Annotated in this window: 14 protein-coding genes; all 14 read right to left on the bottom strand. The window is 71.1% G+C overall.

From position 1 onward, the window contains the following. Positions 1-36: 36 nt before the first annotated feature. The gene (locus EV190_RS21660; RefSeq protein ID WP_133743452.1) at positions 37-912 is read right to left on the bottom strand and encodes a YsnF/AvaK domain-containing protein; all 876 of its coding nucleotides are present in this window, start codon (positions 910-912) and stop codon (positions 37-39) included. A gap of 444 nt (positions 913-1,356) precedes the next feature. Beyond that, positions 1,357-1,767 (bottom strand): PRC-barrel domain-containing protein, encoded by a 411-nt coding sequence (locus EV190_RS21655; protein ID WP_243742718.1) that lies wholly within the window; start codon positions 1,765-1,767, stop codon positions 1,357-1,359. A gap of 170 nt (positions 1,768-1,937) precedes the next feature. Next, positions 1,938-2,942, bottom strand: coding sequence for a polyprenyl synthetase family protein (locus EV190_RS21650; protein ID WP_133743451.1), 1,005 nt, complete (start codon positions 2,940-2,942; stop codon positions 1,938-1,940). A 145-nt stretch (positions 2,943-3,087) separates the two neighbouring features. Further along, on the bottom strand, positions 3,088-4,749 hold the full coding sequence (nuoN, locus tag EV190_RS21645) for an NADH-quinone oxidoreductase subunit NuoN (protein ID WP_133743450.1): 1,662 nt from the start codon (positions 4,747-4,749) through the stop codon (positions 3,088-3,090). Next, complete coding sequence (locus EV190_RS21640) at positions 4,746-6,311, bottom strand: NADH-quinone oxidoreductase subunit M (protein ID WP_133743449.1); 1,566 nt, start codon at positions 6,309-6,311, stop codon at positions 4,746-4,748. Before EV190_RS21640 ends, nuoN begins: the two co-directional genes overlap by 4 nt. A 58-nt stretch (positions 6,312-6,369) precedes the next feature. Further along, entirely contained in the window at positions 6,370-8,316 is a 1,947-nt protein-coding gene (gene nuoL / locus EV190_RS21635; RefSeq protein WP_133743448.1) for an NADH-quinone oxidoreductase subunit L, read from the bottom strand. 15 nt (positions 8,317-8,331) lie between these two features. Next, positions 8,332-8,631 (bottom strand): NADH-quinone oxidoreductase subunit NuoK, encoded by a 300-nt coding sequence (gene nuoK / locus EV190_RS21630; protein WP_133743447.1) that lies wholly within the window; start codon positions 8,629-8,631, stop codon positions 8,332-8,334. Beyond that, on the bottom strand, positions 8,619-9,536 hold the full coding sequence (locus EV190_RS21625; protein ID WP_133743446.1) for an NADH-quinone oxidoreductase subunit J: 918 nt from the start codon (positions 9,534-9,536) through the stop codon (positions 8,619-8,621). The genes nuoK and EV190_RS21625 overlap by 13 nt, the downstream gene beginning before the upstream one ends. Beyond that, positions 9,533-10,087 (bottom strand): NADH-quinone oxidoreductase subunit NuoI, encoded by a 555-nt coding sequence (gene nuoI / locus EV190_RS21620; RefSeq protein ID WP_133743445.1) that lies wholly within the window; start codon positions 10,085-10,087, stop codon positions 9,533-9,535. The genes EV190_RS21625 and nuoI overlap by 4 nt, the downstream gene beginning before the upstream one ends. Further along, entirely contained in the window at positions 10,080-11,456 is a 1,377-nt protein-coding gene (nuoH, locus tag EV190_RS21615) for an NADH-quinone oxidoreductase subunit NuoH (RefSeq protein WP_133743444.1), read from the bottom strand. Before nuoH ends, nuoI begins: the two co-directional genes overlap by 8 nt. Then, complete coding sequence (locus tag EV190_RS21610; protein ID WP_133743443.1) at positions 11,453-13,936, bottom strand: NADH-quinone oxidoreductase subunit G; 2,484 nt, start codon at positions 13,934-13,936, stop codon at positions 11,453-11,455. Before EV190_RS21610 ends, nuoH begins: the two co-directional genes overlap by 4 nt. After that, positions 13,936-15,252: an NADH-quinone oxidoreductase subunit NuoF gene (nuoF, locus tag EV190_RS21605; RefSeq protein WP_133743442.1), complete on the bottom strand. Its 1,317-nt coding sequence runs from the start codon at positions 15,250-15,252 to the stop codon at positions 13,936-13,938. Before nuoF ends, EV190_RS21610 begins: the two co-directional genes overlap by 1 nt. Then, positions 15,249-15,992, bottom strand: a complete 744-nt coding sequence (nuoE, locus tag EV190_RS21600) for an NADH-quinone oxidoreductase subunit NuoE (RefSeq protein WP_133743441.1) — start codon at positions 15,990-15,992, stop codon at positions 15,249-15,251. The genes nuoF and nuoE overlap by 4 nt, the downstream gene beginning before the upstream one ends. Beyond that, entirely contained in the window at positions 15,989-17,290 is a 1,302-nt protein-coding gene (locus EV190_RS21595; protein ID WP_133743440.1) for an NADH-quinone oxidoreductase subunit D, read from the bottom strand. Before EV190_RS21595 ends, nuoE begins: the two co-directional genes overlap by 4 nt. Positions 17,291-17,297: the final 7 nt, after the last annotated feature.

The raw sequence follows: 17,297 nt of genomic DNA, 5'->3' as shown, positions 1-17,297 counted from the left end.
CCCGGCGACCGGGCCGCCCCTCCCGCGTTTCGGGCCTCAGGGCCTCCGGTGGCGCCGGGGCCTGCCCTCCTCGTCGATCTCGATGTTCTCCTTGCGCAGCTCGCCCTCCACGTGCTCGGTGTCGGTGACCTCCTCCTTGGTGATGCGCACCTTCTCCACCGGCACCTGCTCCTTGCCGAGTACCGCGTGCTCCTCGCTGAGGATGATCTCCTCGTCCTCCTCCCCGATCACCGTGCCCGCGGCCCGGTCCCTCTCGGTTATGGGTTCGCGGTGGACGCGGATCTCCTCGCGCTTGACGGGAACGTCCTGCTCGAAGTGCTCGGTCTCGACGGTCTTGCGCACCCGGGCCCGGCCGCTCTCCTGGCGCTCGACACCCACGTGGGCCTGCTCCTCCGAGCGGGTGACGGACGTCTCACCGTAGGCCGTCTCGCCTCGGGCCATCGGGCGGCCCCCGGCCTCGCCCGTACCCGTCGGGGGGACGCCCTCACCGCTCCGCCGCCCCATGTCGCGGCCCATGTCGCGGCCCTCCGCGGTGCGCCGCTCCTCGGTCATGGTTTCCCCGGGACGGGTCTCGGCCTCGCCCCGCGGGCCCGGAACCGACGGCTGCACTCCGTAGTGCCGGTACAGCCGGCTCTCCTCGTCCGGGGAGAGGTGCCGTCCCGCCTCGAATCGCGGCGAGTCCTTGATCATGCCCTTGTCGAACGGGACCCTCAGATCCTCATGGGAGATCTGCGCCCCCGCGAGCGGGACGAAGCTCTCCTGCGTGCCGAACATGCCGGTGTGCACGGTGACCCATGTCGGTTGGTGGGTCTGGTCATCGCGGTAGACCTGGCCGATCTTGCCCACGTTGTGACCGTCCTTGTCGAGCAGCCGGTGTCCGACAAGGTCCTGGACTCCGAGTCTCGGCGCCATGCGAATCAACCCCTTGGATCTGGCCCCGCCGGGGCGGGCTTCTTCCCGCGACATCCGGAAACCGGTATCGCAGCAGGTCAGAGAGTTCGCTACCCGTTTGCCGGTGAAGCGACCAGGAGTTGTCCGACGTATACCCGGAAAATGCCAGAACCTGACCCGGCGGCACCCCGGCGGGGCGCTAGGGAGTCTTCGGCGCGGGGGTGTTTCGGGCACCGGTGGTTCCGTTGACGGTCTTGGGCTTTCTGCCCTTCCCGGCCCCGAAACGGGCAGAAAGCCCAAGACCATTCCGGGTCAGAGCGGAACCGGCCCTCGAACCGCCGCGTCACGGACACCCGGCGGATACGCGCGGGCCTCCGGCCCCACCCGCCGTCGCCGCCCGCCGTCACAGGCCCCGAGCGGACCCTGCTCCAACAGAGCCCGAAACACCCCCGCGCCGGGGGTTCTCTAGACCGTGGGCTGGGTCCGGGAGCGTTCGGGGGTCTTGGCGTGCTTGCCGCGCGGAGCGAGGTACGGGCGCTGCTCCGGGACCTCCTGCGCCGTCTCGGGGGCCAGGCCGTAGTGCAGGTAGATCTGGTCCTCCTCGGCCACCGAGATGTGCCGGTCGGTCGGGAAGACCGGCGCCGTCCGGACCGTCTCCCTGGAGTACGGGACCTGGACGTCGTCTCCGAGCGGGCGGGCGCCGCGCAGCGGCACGAAGTTCTCCCCCGCCCGGAAGAACCCGCGCCGCACCGTCACCCAGCGGGGCGCGCCCGTCTGGTCGTCGAAGTAGACCTGGCCGATCACGCCCACTCTGATCCCGTTCTCGTCCACGAGACGGAGTCCGATGAGTTGCTGCGCCCCCAGTTGCCGCACCACAGTCGATCACGCTCCTCGAGTTCCCGGTACTCGGCCGCATCCGGACGGTATCCCAGAGTCACCAAGAGACTACGGTCGGGCGCGTTCTGCGGTCGGCCGGACGGAGCCGCGCATTACCCGGGGCATACGCGGAAAAGGGGCGGCCATGACCCTGCGGCCGGTGCTCCCGGTCAGCCGGTGCGGCGCACCACGTAGTCGCAGAGCGCCTCGAAGGCGTCGCGGGCCGGGCACGAGGGAAGGGTGGCCAGCTCGGTGCGGGCCAGGTTCGCCCAGCCCTCCAGGTCCGCGCGGGCCGCGCTCATCGCCGGGTGGGCGCGCAGCAGGGACAGCGCCTCGGCGGTCTCGTCGTCGCCCAGAGGGCGTCCCAGCAGCGAGCGCAGCCGCGCGTTCTCCGGCGCGTCGTCCCTCTGCGCGTGGAACATCGGCAGTGTCAGCACGCCCTCGCGCAGGTCGGTGCCGGGGACCTTGCCGGACTGGTCGGTCTCGCTGGCCACGTCCAGGATGTCGTCGGACAGCTGGAAGGCCATCCCCAGCGCGTCGCAGGCCCGGGTGACCGTCTCGATGACCTTGGGGTCGGCACCGGCGACCATCGCGCCGAACCGTCCGGACGAGGCGATCAGCGACGCCGTCTTGTCCCCGATGACCTCCAGGTAGTGCGCCATCGGGTCGGCTCCGGCATTCGGTCCCGCGGTCTCCAGGATCTGCCCCCTCACGAGCCGCCCGAAGGTCTGCGCCTGCAGGCGGACCGCCTCCGTGCCCAGGTCCGCCAGCATCTCCGAGGCGCGCGCGAACACGTAGTCGCCGGTGAGGATCGCGATGGAGTTCCCCCAGCGGCGGTTCGCGCTGGGTTCGCCGCGGCGCAGCTCCGCCTCGTCCATGACGTCGTCGTGGTAGAGGGTCGCCACGTGGGTCAGCTCCACGACGGCCGCCGCCGGGACGAGGTCGGGGTTACCGGTGTCACCGAAGCGCGCAGCCAGCAGCACCAGTATGGCGCGGAAGCGCTTGCCCCCGGCCGCCAGCAGGTGCGCCGCCGCCTCGTTCAGCAGCGGGTCACTGGCCTCCACCGTGTCGTGGAGCAGCTTCTCCACCCGGTCAAGCTCCGCCTGAATTTCCCGGGCGAGCGCGTCGTCGATACTCGGCAGCGTCAGGAACCCGCTCGGGACAGCACCGCTCACCTGAAAGCTCCACGTGTCAGCAGGGCGCGCGATACCTCCTGAGAAACGAAGTACCGCGCGCTCTCGAAAATGAACACCAACCGATCTAGAAGTTATCCGACGTCGTCTCAACCACCAAAGCCGACGCCGGATTACCCCTCCATCCCTACCGAACGAACATGTCCTCCGGAACGATCCCGGCCCCGGAGGGCTGTGTGCCGACGGCCGCCTCCGCGGACGGCTGGGGCAGCAGGTTGTCCAGCACCGGCCCGGGGAAGACGCCCAGGAGGACGGTGGCCGCGATCCCCACGCCGATCACCGTTCCGGTGAGCCCGCCCGGCCTGAGCACCCGGGGCGCCGTCTCGGCGGGCTCGGCGAAGAACATCAGCACGATGATGCGCACGTAGAAGAACGCGGTCACCGCGCTGCTGAGCACGCCCACGACCACGAGCGGGGTCGCCCCGGCCGCCACCGCCGCCTCGAACACCGCGAACTTGCCGATGAACCCGCTGGTCAGCGGGATACCAGCGAAGGCCAGCAGGAACAGGCCGAGCGCTCCGGCCAGGAACGGGGAGGTCCGGGCCAGGCCGGCCCACTGCGCCAGGTCGCCCGCCTCGGCCCCGCCCTCGGGGGCGCGCACCAGGGTGACGACCGCGAACGCGCCGATCGTGGTGAAGCCGTAGGCGGCCAGGTAGAACATCGCACCGGCCAGTCCGTCGGCACTGGCCGCGACGACCGCGGTCAGGACGAACCCCGCGTGCACCACCGAGGAGTAGGCGAGCAACCGCTTGATGTCCCGCTGGGTCACCGCGATCACGGCGGCGAGCACCATGGTGAGGATCGCCACCACCCACAGCATCGGCCGCCACTCCCACACCGACGCGCCGAAGGCCACGTAGAACACCCGCAGCAGCGCGCCGAAGGCGGCGACCAGCGTGCAGGAGGCCATCAGCGCGGTGATGGGGGTGGGCGCGCCCTGGTACACGTCGGGCTTCCAGTTGTGGAAGGGCACCGCGCCGACCTTGAACAGCAGGCCCACGCCGATCAGCGCCATGCCGATCAGCAGCAGCGGCTCGCCGTCCTCGATCACCCCGGCACCGCCCGCGCCGACCGCCGCGTAGACGTCGGCGAAGTGCACCGAGCCCGCGTAGCCGTACACCATGGCGATCCCGAACAGGAAGAACGCCGAGGAGAAAGCGCCCAGGAGGAAGTACTTGACCGCCGCCTCCTGGGAGAACAGCCTGCGGCGCCGGGCCAGACCGCACAGCAGGTACAGCGGGAGGCTCATCACCTCGAGGGCGATGAACATGGTGAGGAAGTCGTTGGAGGCCGGGAACAGCTGCATTCCCAGCACCGCGAACATCACCAGCGGGTAGACCTCGGTGTGCTGCGATCCGGCGAGGACGTGCGCGCGCTCCTCCTCGCTTCCGGGAACCGCGGCCGCCTGGGCGGCGAACGCGCTCTCGCCGTCGCGGTTCTCCGCGATGAGCAGCAGGCTGATGAAGGCCAGCACCAGGATGGTGCCCTGGAAGAACAGGGTCGGCCGGTCCACCGCGACGGTGGCGAACGCCACACCGACACCCGCGCCCTGCTCGGGCAGCGAGCCCACCTGCAGGAGGGTCAGCACGAACGCCGCGCCGACGCCGGCCAGGGCCAGCACCAGCTGGGTGAGGCGGCGGTGCCGCCGGTCCACGAACGCCTCGACGAGCACCCCGACGACGCCGACCGCGAAGACCACCAGCAGGGGTGACAGCAGCCAGTAGTCCAGGTCGGGGGCCTGGGTGGTGAGTGCGGGAGCCGTCGGCTCCGGCAGGCCCAGCGGGATCATTCGCCTGCTCCTTCCTGGCCACCGGCCTGGTCGACACCCAGCACCGGGGCGGGGTCGCTGACATCGATCTGCTGCATGGTCTGCTCCACCGCGGGGTTGATCACGTCCAGCAGCGGCTGCGGGTAGACGCCGAACAGGATGATGACGGCGATGAGCGGGGCCACCGCCCACACCTCGCGCCCGGACAGGTCCGCCATGCCCGCCAGCTTCTCCCGGACCGGGCCGGTCATCATGCGCTGGTACATCCACAGGATGTACAGCGCGGCCAGCACCACGCCGACGGTCGCGACGACCGCGGGCACCGGCAGGACCGTGAAGGTCCCGACGAACACCAGGAACTCGCTGACGAACGGCGAGAGGCCCGGAAGCGCCAGGCTGGACAGGCCGGCCACCAGGAAGGTGCCGGCGAGCACCGGGGCGACCTTCTGCACGCCCCCGTAGTCCGCGATCACCGCGGACCCGTTGTTGCGGGTGATGAGGAAGCCCGCGATCAGGAACAGCGCGCCGGTGGAGAAGCCGTGGTTCACCATGTACAGCGCGGCGCCGGACTGGCCCTGCGAGGTCATCGCGAAGATGCCCAGCGTGATGAAGCCGAAGTGCGACACCGAGGTGTAGGCGATGAGCCGGAGCATGTCGGTCTGGCCGATCGCCACGACCGCGCCGTAGATGATGCTGACCAGGCTGAGGACCACGACCGGCCAGACGAACCACGCGGCGGCCCCGGGGAACAGCTCCAGGCAGTACCGCAGCATGCCATAGGTGCCCACCTTGTCCAGGACGCCCACCAGCAGCACGGCGGTCCCGGGGCGCGAGCTCCCGGCGGCCGCGGGCAGCCAGGTGTGCACCGGCCACATCGGGGCCTTGATGGCGAAGGCGACGAAGAACCCGAGGAACAGCCAGCGGGCCGCCGTGGTGTCCACGCCCGCGAGCAGGCCCTCGGCGCCGACCAGGTCGGCCCACAGGAACGTGCCGTTGCCCGCCTGGGCGCTGTAGGCGTACACGCCGATCACCGCGACCAGCATGAGCAGCCCGCCGAGGAGGCTGTAGAGCAGGAACTTCATCGAGGCGCGGCGGCGCTCCCCGCCCCGGCCGTACCGCCCGATCATGAAGTAGACCGGGATCAGCATGGCCTCGAAGAAGACGTAGAAGAGGAAGACGTCGGTGGCCGCGAAGACCCCGATCATCATCGCCTCCAGGACCAGGATGAGGGCGAAGTAGCCCTTGCCCCGGTCCTCGGCGTCCTCCTGCTCCTTCCAGGCCGCCAGCACGACCAGCGGAACGAGCAGCGCGGACAGCCCGATCAGGGTCAGCGCGATGCCGTCCACGCCCACCGCGTAGTGCACGCCGAAGCGCGCGATCCACGGGTGGACCTCGGTGAACTGGAAGCGGGGGCCCGAGGGGTCGAAGTTCAGCGCCATCGCGCCGACGACGGCGAGCACGACCAGCGTGCAGGCCAGCGCGACGCGCTTGGCGAGTTCGGCCCGCTCGCGCGGGATGAGCGCCACGACCAGCGCGCCCACTGCGGGCAGCGCGATCGCGAGTGTCAACCAGGGGATGGTCATTTAGGTCCTCACCTGCCGGTCTCGTGCGCTCCGGGAGGTCGTTCGGCTGGGTGTGAGACTAGGCAAAGGTCACTCCCAGCGTGGTGGCCACGACGACGGCCGCGCCGAAGAGCATGGTCAGGGCGTAGCTGCGGGCGAACCCGGTCTGGACCAGGCGCAGGTTCTCCGAACCGGTCCGGATCCAGCGCGCGACCCCGTTGACGAGGCCGTCCACGGCGTGGTTGTCGAAGGCGGTCGAAGCCGCGGTGACCACCTGGCCGGGCCGCATGAACAGGCCCTCGTTGAGGGCGTTTCCGTACAGCTCCTCGCGCGCGGCGACGGTGACGAAGTTCCCCTTGGGGGCCTCGACCGGAACGTCCGCGCGGGCGTAGCGCACCCACGCGAACGCCACGCCGACGAGCATGAACGCCAGCGCGATCAGCGAGTACGGGCTGGTCACCATGTGCGCGAGGTCGAACTCGTGGTGCGGCGCGCCCACAACGGGGGCGAGGAACCCGGCGAGGGTGTAGTTGAACACCAGCACCGCGCCCAGCGCCACCGAGCCGACGGCCAGCACGATCATCGGGACCGTCATGGAGGACGGCGACTCGTGCGGGTGCGCGTCGTCGGCCCAGCGCTTCTTCCCGAAGAACGTCATGAACATGATCCGGGACATGTAGAACGCGGTGAGCCCGGCGCCCAGCAGCGTGGCCCAGCCCAGGATCTGCCCGGTGACGCCGCCGGAGTCGAACGCCGCCTGGATGATGCCCTCCTTCGTCCACCAGCCGGACAGGAACGGCACCCCGATGATGGCGAGGTAGCCCGCCCCGAAGGTGGCGAAGGTGATCGGCATGGCCTTGCGCAGCCCGCCGTACCTGCGCATGTCCACCTCGTCGTTCATGCCGTGCATGACCGATCCGGCGCCCAGGAACAGCCCGGCCTTGAAGAAGCCGTGCGTGACCAGGTGCGCGATGGCGGCGGCGTAGCCGATCGGGCCGAGCCCGGCGGCCAGGACCATGTAGCCGATCTGGCTCATGGTGGAGCCCGCCAGCGCCTTCTTGATGTCGTCCTTGGCGCATCCGATGGCCGCGCCGGCCAGCAGGGTGGCCGCGCCGACGACGGTGACCACGAGCTGCGCGGTGGGCGCCGCCTCGAAGACGGGGCCCGAGCGCACGATCAGGTAGACCCCCGCGGTGACCATGGTCGCGGCGTGGATGAGGGCCGAGACCGGGGTCGGGCCCTCCATCGCGTCCAGGAGCCACGCCTGGAGCGGGAGCTGCGCGGACTTTCCGCACGCTCCCAGCAGCAGGAGGAGGCCGATCGCGGTCATGACGCCCTGTCCCGCGCCGCCGACGGACTCGAACAGCGGGGTGAAGGCGACGGTGCCGAAGGTGGTGAACATCAGCATGATCGCGATCAGGAGGCCGATGTCGCCGACCCGGTTGATCAGGAACGCCTTCTTGGCCGCAACGGCCGCCGAGGGCTTGTGCTGCCAGAACCCGATGAGCAGGTAGGACGCCAGGCCGACGCCCTCCCAGCCCAGGAACAGCAGCAGGTAGTTGTCGGCCAGGACCAGCACGAGCATGGCCGCGACGAACAGGTTGAGGTAGGCGAAGAACTTCCGCCGGTTCTCGTCGTGGCTCATGTAGCCCACCGAGTAGACGTGGATCAGCGATCCGACGCCGGTGATGAGCAGCGCGAAGGTGATCGACAGCGGGTCGACGAGCAGGCTCACGTCGGCCCGGAACCCGCCGACCTCGATCCACCGGTAGACCTCGACCGCGACGCTGCGCCCCTCGGGCGCGCGGCCCAGGAGGTCGACCAGGCCCAGAACCGCCCAGGCGAAGCTCGCCAGCGCCGCGGCGATGGCGAGCCAGTGCCCCCAGGCGTTGGCGCGTCTGCCGCCCAGCAGCAGGATCGCCGCGCCGGCGAGCGGGAACGCGATCAGCAGCCAGGCGAAGGAGAGTGCGCCGCCGTCGGCCGCGGTGGTCACCGCGTGCACGTCAGCGGCCAGGGTTGGCGTCATCGTCGTGCCCCCGCCCTAGTTCTTGAGCAGGCTGGCGTCGTCGACCGACGCGGACCTGCGGGTTCGGAAGATCTGCATGATGATGGCGAGCCCCACCACGACCTCGGCCGCGGCGACCACCATCACGAAGAAGGCGATGACCTGGCCCTCGATGCCGCCGTGCATCCGGGCGAAGGCCACGAAGGCGAGGTTGCACGCGTTGAGCATCAGCTCCACGCACATGAAGACGATGATCGCGTTGCGCCGCACCAGGACGCCGACGGCGCCGATGGTGAACAGGACCGCCGCGAGCACGATGTAGTTCATCGGGTCCATGAGCCCTCGCCCTCCCGTTCTCCGTTGCCGTTGTCCGAACCGGCCGCGGACCCGCCGGTGTCGTCCCCACCCTTGTCGCGGGTCTCCCCGGACCGCGCGGAGTCCGGCCCGCCGCCGGGCCCCGCGCCGATGACGCGGCGCATGTCCTCGGGCACGGACCGCTGGTCCTCCGGGACGCGGGCGGCCAGCACCGGGTTGAGCGAGAGCTCCGAGACCGAGCCGTCCGGCAGCAGCGCGGGCATGTCGATGGAGTTGTGCCGGGCGTAGGTGCCCGGGCCGGGCAGCGGCGTCGCGTGGTCGCCGCGGATGCGCTCCTGCGACAGGTGGCGCTGGGTGCGCTTCTTCTTGGTCCGGACCGTGTGGGCCAGGACGAGCGCCCCCAGGACCGCCGTGATGAGCAGCGCCCCGGTCGCCTCGAAGGCGATGACGTAGCGGTAGATGACCTCGCCGGCGATCCACGGGATGTTGCCGCCCGCGGCGGCCACCCCCGCGGCCAGGCCGACCGGCTCGCCCACGGTGACGGTGGTGATGCCGGTGGCCAGCGGGACGAGGAAGCACAGCGCGATGACGGCCGTCAGCAGCCGCTGGCCCCTGATCGTCTCCACCAGGGAGTCGGAGGACCCGACGCCCACCAGCATGAGGACGAACAGGAAGAGCATCAGCACGGCGCCGGTGTAGACGACGATCTGCACGACCATCAGGAACGGCGCCTCGTTGATGCCGTAGAAGACCGCGAGGCTGATCATCACGACGGCCATCATCAGCGCCGAGTAGACCGCCTTGCGGCTGAAGACCACGCCGAGCGCGGCGAGCACCACGACGGTGCCCAGCACGTAGAAGGCCACGGTCTCGCCGCCCCCGACGGGGGCGGACGGAACCGCGGTCTGGAGGGGGACGGTGATCACTGAACAGCCTCGCTGTTCCGCTCGTCGGCGCGGGCCGCCGCGTCCGCGTCCTGGCTGCCGAGTCGGTAGTAGTCCTCTTCGGTCTCGCCGAGCCGCATCGCGTGCGGCGGCGCCTCCATCCCCTCCAGCAGCGGCGCGAGCAGCTGCTCCTTGGTGAAGATGAGGCTCTCGCGGCTGTCGTCGGCGAGCTCGTACTCGTTGGTCATGGTGAGCGCCCGCGTGGGGCACGCCTCGATGCACAGCCCGCACAGGATGCAGCGCAGGTAGTTGATCTGGTAGACGCGTCCGTAGCGCTCCCCCGGGGAGAAGCGGTCCTCCTCGGTGTTGTCGCCGCCCTCCACGTAGATGGCGTCGGCCGGGCAGGCCCAGGCGCACAGCTCGCAGCCGATGCACTTCTCCAGGCCGTCGGGCCATCGGTTCAGCTGGTGCCGCCCGTGGAAGCGCGGCATCGTGGGCGCCTTGACCTCCGGGTACTCGACGGTCGGCACCTTCTTGAACATGGTGTGGAAGGTGACGCCGAACCCTTTGACGGGATTGAGCCACTCAAGCACCGGAAACCTCCTCACGCTCGTGGGCCGAGGCCGGTTGGAAACGGGGTTCCTCCGCGGCCACGCTGCTGCCGTAGTGCGGAGCCGTCATCGGGGGCACGGGGAATCCGCCGTGCATGGGGTTGTCGCGCATGGCCCGGCGCTCGGCCTCCAGTTCGGCGTCCGACTCGGCCCTGGCCCGTTCGGCGGACCGCCCCCAGGCCCAGAGCGCGGCGACGATCAGCACGAAGAAGACGCCGATGACGACGGCCGTCACGTACGGCGGGTACTGCTCGTTGCGCAGCACCCGGATGGTGGCCACCGCGGTGATCCAGACCAGCTGGATCGGGATCAGCACCTTCCAGCCCAGCGCCATGAGCTGGTCGTACCGGATGCGGGGCAGCGAGCCGCGCAGCCAGATGAACAGGAACATGACGAGGAGGAACTTGCCGAGCCACCACACCGCGCCCATCCACCCCTCGCCGGCGTCCGGCCAGAAGGTGGTGACCGGCGGCGGCGCGTGGTAGCCGCCGAGGAACAGGGTGACGCTCAGCGCCGCGACGGTGACCATGTTGACGTACTCGGCGAGGAAGAACATCGTGAACTTCATCGAGGAGTACTCGGTCATGAACCCGCCGACGATCTCGCCCTCGCCCTCGGCGAGGTCGAAGGGCAGCCGGTTGGTCTCGCCGACCATCGTGATCAGGTAGATCACGAAGGACGGGAACAGGATGACCGCGAACCAGACGGGCTGCTGCGCCTCGACGATCCCCGAGGTGCTGAGCGTCCCGGAGTAGATGAACACCGCGACGAACGACAGGCCCATCGCGATCTCGTAGCTGATCACCTGGGCCGAGGCGCGCAGGCCGCCCAGCAGCGGGTACGGCGAGCGCGAGGACCACCCGGCGAGCACGATGCCGTAGATGCCGATGGAGGCGGTGGCCAGCACCAGCAGCACCGCGACCGGCAGGTCGGTGAGCTGCAGCCGGGTCTGCACGCCGAACATCGACACCTCGGGCCCCACGGGGATCACCGAGAAGGCGATGAACGCCGGGATCGCCGCGACCATGGGCGCCGCGATGTACACGACCTTGTCGACGGTGCGCGGGATCAGGTCCTCCTTGAGCGACAGCTTCACGCCGTCGGCAAGGGACTGCAGCAGGCCCCAGGGGCCGAACCGGTTGGGGCCGTGGCGCTGCTGCATCCGGCCCATCACCTTGCGGTCGGCCATGATCATCATCAGCACGCAGACCATCAGGAAGACGAAGATGCCCACGGCCTTGATCAGGACGATCCACCAGGGATCGCTGCCGAACGCCTCCAGGCCCGGTTCGGCGGCCAGGTCCAGCGCCCGCGCGCTGACGGCCGCCGCCGTTTCGGTCGTCGGTGTCACTTCTCGCTCCCAGCACTCGTCGCTGCCCCGACGGGAACCCCGCTGTCGGCGGCCAGGGACACCACGGCCCCGATGCCCGCGCCGAGGTCCCGGCGGGACGCGCAGTCGGCGGCGTTGGCCGGGAGCCACACCACGCGGTCGGGCATTTCGGTGACGATCGCCGGGACGCGCACCGCCCCGGCGGGCCCTTCGACCCGCAGCACGCCGCCGTCGGCCAGGCCGATCTCGGCGGCGGTGGCCGCGGAGACCCGGGCGGCCGCCGGCCGCGCGGTTCCGGCCAGGTACGGTTCGCCGTCCTGCATCCGGCCCTCGCCCAGCAGCTGCCGCCAGGTGGCCAGGACCGCCTGGCCCTGTCCGGGGGCGGCGGCCGGGGCGGGGCGGTCGACCGGGGTGGGCAGCGGCGTCCCCTTCCAGCCGCCGAGGCCGCTGAGCTCGCGGCGGGCGGCCTCGGGGTCGGGCAGGCCCAGGTGGACGTCCATCTCGTCGGCGATCGCGGACAGGACCCGCAGGTCCGACAGCGCGCCGGGCACCTTCAGGGCGGTGCCGAACGGACGGCCGCGCCCCTCCCAGTCGACGAACGTTCCGGACTTCTCGGCGACGGCGGCGACCGGGAGCACCACGTCGGCACGGTCGGTGACGCCGCTGGCGCGCAGCTCCAGGCTGACGACGAACGGCACCCGCGCCAGCGCGGCCCGGGCGGCCTCGGGGTCGGGGAGGTCGTCCAGGTCGACGCCCGCGACGAGCAGGGCGTCGAGTTCTCCGGCGGCGGCCGCGGCGAGGATGCCCGCGGTGTCGCGGCCCTCACCGGCGGGCAGGTCGGCGACCGACCAGGCGCGCGCCACCTCGGCGCGGGCCGCGTCGTCGGAGACCGGCCGGCCCACCGGCAGCAGGTTGGGCATCGCGCCGGCCTCGACCGCGCCGCGGTCGCCCGCGCGGCCGGGGATCCAGGCCAGGCGGGCGCCGGTGGAGTCGGCCAGGGCGGCCGCCGCCGACAGCGCGCCGGGGGTCTCGGCGAGGCGCTCGCCCACCAGGATGACGGCGCCTTCGGCCCGCAGCGCCTCCAGCGTCTCGGGCGCGACCTCGCCGAGGGAGGACAGGACGCGCGCCTCGTCGCCGGGCGCCGCGGGGACCAGGGTCCCGTCGGTCTTGACCAGGCCCCGGCTGGCGAACGCGGCCACCGAGTGGACGCGGGTGCGGTTCTTGCGGACGGCCTTGCGCAGCCGCAGGAACACCACGGCCGCCTCGTCCTCGGGCTCGAACCCGGCGAGCAGGACGGCGGGCGCCTTCTCCAGGTCGGCGTAGGAGACCTCGACCCCGCGCCCGGCGACCCGGGCCGCGATGAACCCGGCCTCCTCCTCCGAGTGGGGGCGGGCCCGGAAGTCGACGTCGTTGGTGCGCAGCGCCGTCCGGGCGAACTTGGCGTACGCGTAGGCGTCCTCCAGGGTGAGCCGCCCGCCGGTGAGGACCCCGACCCTGCCGCGGGCGGCGGCCAGGCCGCGGGCCGCGGTGGTCAGCGCCTCGGGCCAGGAGGCGACCTCCAGGGCGCGGCTGTCCTCGTCGCGCACCAGCGGGTGCTTGAGGCGGTCGGGCCCGGTGGCGTAGGTGAACGCCCACCGGCCCTTGTCGCAGTTCCACTCCTCGTTGACCTGCGGGTCGTCCCCCGCCAGGCGCCGGGTCACCTTGCCGCGCCGGTGGTCGGTGCGCAGCGCGCACCCGGCGGAGCAGTGCTCGCAGACGCTGGGGGTGGAGACCAGGTCGAAGGGGCGCGAGCGGAACCGGTAGGCCGCGCCGGTGAGCGCGCCGACCGGGCAGATCTGCACGGTGTTGCCGGAGAAGTAGGACTGGAAGGGCTGGCCCTCGGCGATGCCCACCTGCTCCTTGGCGCCGCGTTCGAGGAGTTCGATGAACGGGTCCCCGGCGATCTGCGCGGAGAACCGGGTGCAGCGGGCGCACTGGATGCAGCGCTCGCGGTCCAGGAGCACCTGGGTGGACAGCGCGATCGGCTTGGGGAAGGTCCGCTTGACGTCGGTGAAGCGGGACTCGCCCTGGCCGTTGGCCATCGCCTGGTTCTGCAGCGGGCACTCGCCGCCCTTGTCGCAGACCGGGCAGTCCAGCGGATGGTTGATCAGGAGGAACTCCATGATCCCGCGCTGGGCCTTCTCCGCGACCGGCGAGGTGAGCTGGGTCTTGACGACCATGCCCTCCATGACGGTGATGGTGCAGGACGCCTGCGGCTTGGGCATGCCGCGCCCGTTGCCCATGTCGGGGATCTCCACCAGGCACTGGCGGCACGCGCCGACCGGGTCGAGCAGCGGGTGGTCGCAGAAGCGCGGGATCTGGATCCCGAGCAGCTCGGCCGCGCGGATCACCAGGGTGCCCTTGGGGACCCTGACCTCGAAGCCGTCGATGGTGACGGTGACCAGGTCCTCCGGCGGCACCGCGGGGGGACCGCCCGCGGTGGTGTTGGTCGTGACTGTCATCAGGCGTCCTCTTCCACGGACTCGCTCGCCCAGCGGGTGGTGCGCTGGTAGGGGAAGAGCTCCCACGCGGGGGTGTGCGTCCCCGCGATGAACTCCTCCCGGAAGTACTTGATCGCCGAGGTCACCGGGCTGGTCGCTCCGTCTCCCAGGGCGCAGAAGGAGCGGCCGAGCAGGTTGTCGCAGATGTCGAGCAGCTTGGCGACGTCCTCCTCGGTGCCCTTCCCCGCCTCGATCCGGCGCAGTACCTGGGCCATCCAGAAGTTGCCCTCGCGGCACGGCGTGCACTTGCCGCAGGACTCGTGCGCGTAGAACTCGATCCAGCCGCGCACGGCCCGGACCACCGAGGTGGTCTCGTCGAAGATCTGCAGCGCCCGGGTGCCGAGCATCGACCCGGCCGCGCCGACGGACTCGAAGTCCAGCGGGATGTCCAGGTGCTCCTCGGTGAAGATCGGCGTGGAGGAGCCGCCCGGTGTCCAGAACTTGAGGCGGCGCCCGTCGCGGACCCCTCCCGCCATCTCCAGGAGCTCGCGCAGCGTCACGCCGAGCGGGGCCTCGTACTGGCCCGGCCGGGTGACGTGCCCGGACAGCGAGAAGAAGCCGAACCCGGCGGACTTCTCGGTGCCCATGGAGGTGAACCAGTCGGCGCCGTTGGCGACGATGCCGGGCACGCTCGCGATGGACTCGACGTTGTTCACCACGGTCGGCGAGGCGTACAGCCCGGCGACGGCGGGGAACGGCGGCTTGAGCCGGGGCTGGCCCCGGTAGCCCTCCAGCGAGTCCAGGAGGGCGGTCTCCTCACCGCAGATGTAGGCGCCCGCGCCGGAGTGCACGACCACGTCGAGGTCGAAGCCGCTGCCCAGGATGTCCTTGCCGAGCAGCCCGGCCTCGTACGCCTCGGCGACGGCGTTGCGCAGCCGCCGGATGACGTGCAGGACCTCGCCGCGCACGTAGACGAAGGCGTTCCTGCTGTTGATCGCGTAGGAGGCGATCGCGATGCCCTCGACCAGGGCGTGCGGGTTGGCCAGCAGGAGCGGCATGTCCTTGCAGGTGCCCGGCTCGGACTCGTCCGCGTTGACCACGAGGTAGCGCGGGTTGGGGTTGTCCTTGGGCAGGAAGCCCCACTTCATCCCGGTGGGGAAGCCCGCTCCGCCGCGGCCGCGCAGCCCGGAGGCCTTGACCAGGTCCACGATCGCGTCGGGGGTCATGCCCAGCGCGGCGCGCAGCGCCTCGTAGCCGCCGGTCTCGCGGTACGCGGCCAGCGTGAAGGAGTCGGGCCGGTCCCAGTTCCTGGACAGGATGGGGGTCAGGGTGGTCACTCGGCGTCCTCCTCGTCTGCCGGGGCGGGCGCGGCCGCCGGCTCGGGGGCGCGCCAGCCGCGCTCCCGGGCCACTTCGAGCCCGGCCAGCGAGGGGGCGCCCGCCTGGGGGCCCTCCGCGGCGCGGCCGTCGTCGAACCCGGCCAGCACCCGGGACGCCTGCTTCCAGGTGCACAGGCTGTTCGGGCCGCGGGTGGGCTTGACGTCCTTGCCCAGGCGCAGGTCGTCGACGAGCTTCTTGGCGGACTCGGGGGTCTGGTCGTCGAAGAACTCCCAGTTGACCATCACGACCGGCGCGAAGTCGCAGGCCGCGTTGCACTCCAGGTGCTCCAGGGTGATCTTGCCGTCCGCGGTGGTCTCGTCGTTGCCGACGTCCAGGTGCTCCTTGAGCCCGGCGAAGATCTCGTCGCCGCCCATCACCGCGCACAGCGGGTTGGTGCACACGCCCACGTGGTAGTCGCCGACGGGGCGGCGCTTGTACATCGTGTAGAACGTCGCCACGGCCGTGACCTCGGCGGTGGTGATGCCCAGCTGCTCGGCGCAGAAGGCGATGCCGGCGGTGCTGACGAAGCCCTCCTCCGACTGCACGAGGTGCAGCAGCGGCAGCAGCGCCGACCGCGGCTTGGGGTAGCGGGCGATGACGTCCTTGGCGTCGAGCTCCAGGCGGGCCCGGTTCTCGCCGGAGAAGACGTCCCCGGCGGTCTCGTCCCGGGGGGTCGGGGGTGTCTCGGGCGCGCTCATCGGTCGACGCCTCCCATCACGGGGTCGATGCTGGCCACCGCGGCGACGACGTCGGCGACCGTGCCGCCTTCGCACATCGCCGCGACCGCCTGGAGGTGGGTGAACGAGGGATCCCTGAAGTGCAGCCGGTAGGGGCGGGTGCCGCCGTCGCTGACCGCGTGGCAGCCGAGTTCGCCCTTGGCGCCCTCCACCGCCGCGTACGCCTGGCCCGGGGGGACCCGGAACCCTTCGGTGACGAGCTTGAAGTGGTGGATGAGCGCCTCCATGGACCCGCCCATGATGTGCGCGATGTGCGCGGGCGAGTTGCCCATGCCGTCGGCGCCGATGGCGAGCTGGGCGGGCCAGCCGATCTTGGCGTCCTCGATCATCACGGGGCCGGGGGCGAGCTTGTCCAGGCACTGCTCGACGATCTTGAGGCTCTCGTCGATCTCGGCCATGCGCACCCGGTAGCGGGCGTAGACGTCGGCGCCGTCGGAGACCGGCACGTCGAACTCGTAGTTCTCGTACCCGCAGTAGGGCTTGGCCTTGCGCAGGTCCCAGGCCAGGCCCGCCGAACGCAGCAGCGGCCCGGTGACGCCCAGCGCCATGCACCCGGCCAGGTCCAGGTAGGCCACGTCCCGGGTGCGCGCCAGGTACAGCGGGTTGGCGTCCAGGAGCTTGCGCATGTCGTCGAGCCGCTTGGGCATCTCGACCAGCAGTTCCCGGATCTTGCCGACCGCCCCGGGCGGCAGGTCCTGGGCCACGCCGCCGGGGCGGATGTAGGCGTGGTTCATGCGCAGGCCGGTGACCATCTCGAAGATGTCCAGGACCAGCTCGCGCTCGCGGAATCCGTTGGTCATGATGGTCGTCGCGCCGAGCTCCATGCCGAACGTGGCCATCGCGACGAAGTGCGAGGACATCCGGTTGAGCTCCATCATCATCACCCGGATGACGTTGGCGCGGTCGGGGATCCGGTCGGTGACGCCGAGCAGCTTCTCGACGGCGAGGCAGTAGACGGCCTCGTTGAAGATCGGCGTGAGGTAGTCCATGCGGGTCACGAACGTGGTGCCCTGCGTCCACGTCCGGTACTCCATGTTCTTCTCGATGCCGGTGTGCAGGTAGCCGATGCCGACGCGGGCCTCGGTGACGGTCTCGCCGTCGAGGGTGAGGATGAGCCGGAGCACCCCGTGGGTGGACGGGTGCTGGGGGCCCATGTTGACGACGAGCCGCTCGGCGTTTCCGCGCTGGGCGGCCGCGACGACCTCGTCCCAGTCGCCGCCGCTGGCGTCGACGTAGGTCTCAGTAGGAGTGGCGGTCATGGTCGCC

The sequence above is a fragment of the Actinorugispora endophytica genome (assembly GCF_004363075.1).
GTDB lineage: Bacteria > Actinomycetota > Actinomycetes > Streptosporangiales > Streptosporangiaceae > Actinorugispora > Actinorugispora endophytica.
The sequence above is the reverse complement of the archived record's forward strand: the minus strand, read 5'-3'. Positions and strand labels throughout refer to the sequence as shown.

Excerpts from the sequence above, each read along its gene's own strand:
- EV190_RS21660 (WP_133743452.1), bottom strand. The coding sequence starts at position 912 with ATGGCGCCGAGACTCGGAGTCCAGGACCTTGTCGGACACCGGCTGCTC.
- nuoN (WP_133743450.1), bottom strand. The coding sequence starts at position 4,749 with ATGATCCCGCTGGGCCTGCCGGAGCCGACGGCTCCCGCACTCACCACC.
- EV190_RS21640 (WP_133743449.1), bottom strand. The coding sequence starts at position 6,311 with ATGACCATCCCCTGGTTGACACTCGCGATCGCGCTGCCCGCAGTGGGC.
- nuoL (WP_133743448.1), bottom strand. The coding sequence starts at position 8,316 with ATGACGCCAACCCTGGCCGCTGACGTGCACGCGGTGACCACCGCGGCC.
- nuoK (WP_133743447.1), bottom strand. The coding sequence starts at position 8,631 with ATGGACCCGATGAACTACATCGTGCTCGCGGCGGTCCTGTTCACCATC.
- EV190_RS21610 (WP_133743443.1), bottom strand. The coding sequence starts at position 13,936 with ATGACAGTCACGACCAACACCACCGCGGGCGGTCCCCCCGCGGTGCCG.
- nuoE (WP_133743441.1), bottom strand. The coding sequence starts at position 15,992 with ATGAGCGCGCCCGAGACACCCCCGACCCCCCGGGACGAGACCGCCGGG.
- EV190_RS21595 (WP_133743440.1), bottom strand. The coding sequence starts at position 17,290 with ATGACCGCCACTCCTACTGAGACCTACGTCGACGCCAGCGGCGGCGAC.